Annotated in this window: 4 protein-coding genes; 1 reads left to right on the top strand and 3 read right to left on the bottom strand. The window is 38.3% G+C overall.

Going from position 1 to position 4,836, the window contains the following annotated elements:
- Both GMD4S_RS06965 and rpoE read right to left on the bottom strand, forming a co-directional pair.
- A partial coding sequence (locus GMD4S_RS06965) for a CTP synthase (RefSeq protein WP_000105266.1) occupies positions 1–1,496 on the bottom strand: 1,496 nt, incomplete at its 3' end.
- A 316-nt stretch (positions 1,497–1,812) separates the two neighbouring features.
- Positions 1,813–2,403, bottom strand: coding sequence for a DNA-directed RNA polymerase subunit delta (rpoE, locus tag GMD4S_RS06960; RefSeq protein WP_000418417.1), 591 nt, complete (start codon positions 2,401–2,403; stop codon positions 1,813–1,815).
- A gap of 204 nt (positions 2,404–2,607) precedes the next feature.
- Between rpoE and GMD4S_RS06955 the strand changes: the two genes are divergently transcribed.
- Positions 2,608–3,000: a (deoxy)nucleoside triphosphate pyrophosphohydrolase gene (locus GMD4S_RS06955; RefSeq protein WP_000037666.1), complete on the top strand. Its 393-nt coding sequence runs from the start codon at positions 2,608–2,610 to the stop codon at positions 2,998–3,000.
- A 12-nt stretch (positions 3,001–3,012) separates the two neighbouring features.
- Here GMD4S_RS06955 and GMD4S_RS06950 read toward each other — a convergent pair.
- Positions 3,013–4,836, bottom strand: a 1,824-nt coding sequence (locus GMD4S_RS06950) for a DUF3427 domain-containing protein (RefSeq protein ID WP_000419844.1), incomplete at its 5' end; no start/stop codon positions are given.

Raw genomic sequence — 4,836 nt, 5'->3', positions numbered from 1 at the left:
TCAGGAATTTCCACAATTTCGACCAAACGATTGTCTGGAGAAACTCCTGAGAAGACAAAACCTGCTGCCTCAAACTGTTCACGAAAGGCGTTGTTAAACTCATAACGGTGACGGTGACGGCGTTGCACCACTTCTTGATTATGATAAGCAGCCGCTGCCTTAGAACCACGTTTTAACTTAGACGGATAAAGTCCCAAACGAAGGGTTCCACCCATATCTTCAACATCAACCTGGTCACGCATGATATCAATGATAGGATATTTTGTTTCTGGTGCAAGTTCAGCAGAATTGGCACCTTCAAGACCCAAAACGTGACGAGCAAACTCGATACAAGTCAACTGCATTCCCAAGCAGACTCCCAACATTGGAACATCATTCTCACGCGCATAACGGATGGCTTGAATTTTTCCTTCCGTACCACGTTGGCCAAAACCTCCTGGTACGATGATTCCGTCCGCATCAGACAAGAGCTCCGCCACATTCTCTGCTGTCACATCATTAGCATTGATCCAATTAATCTTCACTTCTGCGTCGTTGGCATAACCAGAGTGTTTCAAGGCTTCGACCACAGAGATGTAGGCATCTTGCAACTCCACATACTTACCAACAAGGGAAATCTTGACTTGTTTTTTCAGGTTCATGACCTTGTCCACCATGGCTGACCACTCAGTCATATCCGCTACTGGTGCGTCTAGTTTCAAATGGTCACAAACAATTTGGTCCATACCTTGCGCCTGTAAATTCAATGGAATTTGGTAAAGGTGTTCAACATCCAAAGACTCGATAACAGCTTCTGGTGCCACATCACAGAACTGAGCTAGTTTGTTTTTAATGCCTTGACCAGCTGGTTTCTCAGTACGAATAACTAACATATTTGGCTGGATTCCCAAACCGCGTAATTCTTTTACAGAATGCTGGGTTGGCTTGGTCTTCATCTCACCAGCAGCCTTGAGATAAGGAAGCAAGGTTGTATGGATGTACATGACATTATCTGCCCCCACATCTGCCTTCATCTGACGAAGGGCCTCTAGGAATGGCAAGGACTCGATATCCCCAACGGTTCCACCAACCTCTGTGATAATGACATCAGAGTCGGTCGTTACAGCGGCACGCTTGATTTTTTCCTTCAAAGCATCTGTGATATGAGGAATAACCTGAACAGTTGCGCCAAGGTATTCTCCACGGCGCTCCTTACGAAGAACTTCACTGTAAATTTTCCCAGTTGTCACGTTGGAATATTTGTTGAGATTGATATCGATGAAACGTTCATAGTGACCCAAGTCCAAATCTGTCTCAGCCCCATCATCTGTCACAAAGACTTCCCCGTGCTGATAAGGACTCATGGTTCCCGGATCGATATTGATATAAGGGTCAAACTTTTGAATGGTTACTTTTAGACCACGATTTTTTAAGAGACGACCCAGACTTGCTGCGACAATCCCTTTCCCAATAGACGATACCACACCACCAGTTACAAAAATATATTTCGTAGACATAAATTCCTCTTTCTAAAATGCTCAAGGCCTTGTTAACTACGAGGGGACATAGAAAACAAGACCCTTATGAATAACGACTTTTCAAGAAAACTTCCTGAAAAACAAAAATAGCTCCCTAGTAACTAGGGAGCCCCGACCTCTAAAAGAGGTGCCCGAACAATATAATACCTCAAAGCAGATCATTTGTCAACCCGAATCGGTAAAACCTGAAAATAAGAAGATTACTTTCAGAAAACCAACTAAAGATCTACAACCTAACGGATAATCTGCTCAAGGAACGAAAAAGGAGATCTTACGATCTCCTCTGTGAAGTCTTTTACTCTTCTTCACTCGTTTCAGTATCATCGTCAGAAAACTCGTCGTCTTCTTCGTTAAGATCCACGTCTTCACCCAAGTCATCAGGGGCGATTTCGTTGATTTCTGCATCGTAAGCTTCCACTTCATTTTTCTCATCATCTGGATTTTCATCATCATATGAAAGAGCTGGGTCTGCTTCGTATGCATCTTCATCTTCTGGATCATCTGCATTGTAGTCAATGGCATCTGAATCACCATCCATAAAGGCATTGACACGTTTTTTCTTAGCTTTTGGTGCTACTTCGTCGTCGTCACTTTCTTCAAGAGCGATGATTTCTTCGTCGATTTCGTCCACACCGTACCATGAACGAAGGCCCCATTTGTTGTCTCCAAGAGAGATGAAGCTACCATCAAAGTTCAACTCTGTGTAGAACAAAGGTAAAGCTTCGCGGATATCGCTGTTTGATGTTCCAAGGTAGTTTTGAATTTCGTTTACAAGATCACTAAAATGCATCTCATGATCGCGACCACGAAGTTCCAAGATAGCACGCGCTACCTCAATCATAGATAGTTCACTTTTTTCTTGCCCAGCAAATACTTCTAATTCCAAAGCGTTTCTCCTCATTTTTACTACTATCGCCAGAGCGAACAGACTCCGACCTCATTTTATCATGTACTCTTTATTGTACGATAATTTTGCGGAATAGTCAAAGGTTAAAATAGATTTATCTATGATTTATTAAGTAAAAATCAATTGATTTTAACACATGGTAAATTTAAAAATATTTGTTAAAATATTACTTGGAGGTAGCTTATGTCAAAAAAAATAATAAATGTTGTTGCAGCGGCTATAGAACGAGATGGAAAAATATTCTGTGCACAAAGACCTGAAGGTAAAAGTTTAGGAGGTTTTTGGGAATTTCCAGGTGGGAAATTAGAAGTAGGAGAATCTCCTGAACAAGCTTTAGTCCGTGAAATTAAAGAAGAACTAAATTCTGAAATTGAGATTGTTTCTTACATCAATGAAGCTTCATATGATTATAATTTTGGGACAGTTGTCATGAAGACCTATCATGCAAAGCTAATATCAGGAAAACTAGAGTTGCTTGAACACCAAAATTCAACTTGGTTAGCTCCCAATGAACTAGATACTCTCAACTGGGCTCCAGTAGATCGTCCAGCTGTAGAATTATTAACAAAAAAATAAGAGATTACTCTCTTATTTTTTTGTCAAATAATCATAAAGTGCGGAAGAAACCTCATTGGCTAATTCAAAATTCATTGTAACTACAGGAGTTTTTCCATCCTGCATCCTAGTTTCAGTAGCACTATCTTCCAAATAACTAACTGGCCCTAGATAATAGAAATCACTTCCCTCACCATCTTCTTTTTTTACGAAGAGATGAAGAGCCAAACCGGTTTGATTAGATTGCATAATATCAGCAACTTCTTTAGACTTAAAGCTTCGATTGCTCCGAGAATACCAATGAAAGACTTTGTTGGATAAGAATCCATCTTGATACTGGGTTGTTTCTGTAATATCGTCATCCTTATGATAAGTTACAAAGATAGGACACGTTCCATGTTTGACCTTGTATCCATATACAGTAGAACTCTCATCCTTGTCCCAGTTAAGAAGTCTCACAGCATCTTTTCGAGAGTATTTTTCACCTATTGTCAATGGTTCCTGCGGATATTTTTGAGAGCGCTCTAGACCAGTCTGAATGATGTCTAAGATAAATTTTTTGTATTCCTCTGTAAGAAATTGAGTGAAATCTGTTGCTAGTTGATAAGTGTCATCTTCAATGCTTAAGGCTGACAAACCATACTTTTCTTGATCTCTTTTAACAAAAAAGTTATAGTCTAAACAGTTTTCGATAGATTTAAATAACTGTTCGGAGGATCCTAATTGCTTCATTGTTAAGATTTGTTTAAATTCAGATCGGGAAATCTTTCCTTTTTCTAGTAATATTTTTAAAAGATAGAGTTCTTCTTTTCGTTTACCATTGGATAGTTCTTTGCAGAGGAAAGTTAGAAAACCATTTAATTCAGGAATTTTAATAAACCGATCCTCTTTTTCAAAGGAAGCAATAACCTCTCCATAATGATTAAAAGTATCAAAGAAAACATAGGGATCTAGACTATCTAGTTCCAAAAAATCACTGAGATTCGGAGTACGTCCCAAGCGGTTCTTTGTTTCCATATAGGCCTCTTTTAGGATAGCTCGATTGGAAAGATTTGTATTAGTAATAGACTTAAAGATTTGTTCTTTAGCAACTTCTTCAAAATTAATAGTAGTTAGGCCATTTAAAATATTGGGTTCTCTTAGCTCTCTTCGGTAATTATCTTTATTCATTGATTTGTCTCCAAATAAAGCAATTGGAATCAAATAGTTATTTTTATAATTACCAATAAAATCAATGATCGTGACGTATTCTTTACTCTCATGTTTACGAAGACCACGCCCTAGTTGTTGAACAAAAACAATACTAGACTGAGTATTTCTTAACATGACTACCTGGTTGACAGAAGGAATATCAATACCTTCATTAAAAATATCCACTGTCAAAATGTAGTCTAGTTTTCCTTTTTCAAGTTGAGAAACGACTTCATTTCGTGTTTCAATATTATCATCGCCTGTTAGAGCCCTACAAACTTTCCCATTCTGATTCAATTTTGAAGCGAGTTCATGCGCTTCCTGTTTAGAGGAACAGAATATCAATCCTTTTACTTTTTCACCACTTACTCCATAAAAATCAATTTTTTGCAGAATATGTTTAACTCGTTCATTAGATGTTAAGTTTGATATATTTGTCTTCTCATCGATTAGATGTCCATCTATCTCAATATCCTTTACCCCAAAATAAATAAATGGGCAAAGCATATCATTATCAAGCGCATCCTGCAGACGAATTTCATAGGCGATATTATAATCAAACAGTTCATAAATATTTTGCCCATCAGTTCGTTCGGGAGTTGCAGTCATTCCTAAAAAGAACTCAGGATGAAAATGTGCCATCACTTTTTTGTATGAATCAGCTCC

The organism is Streptococcus sp. GMD4S (assembly GCF_000296955.1).
The sequence above is the reverse complement of the archived record's forward strand: the minus strand, read 5'-3'. Positions and strand labels throughout refer to the sequence as shown.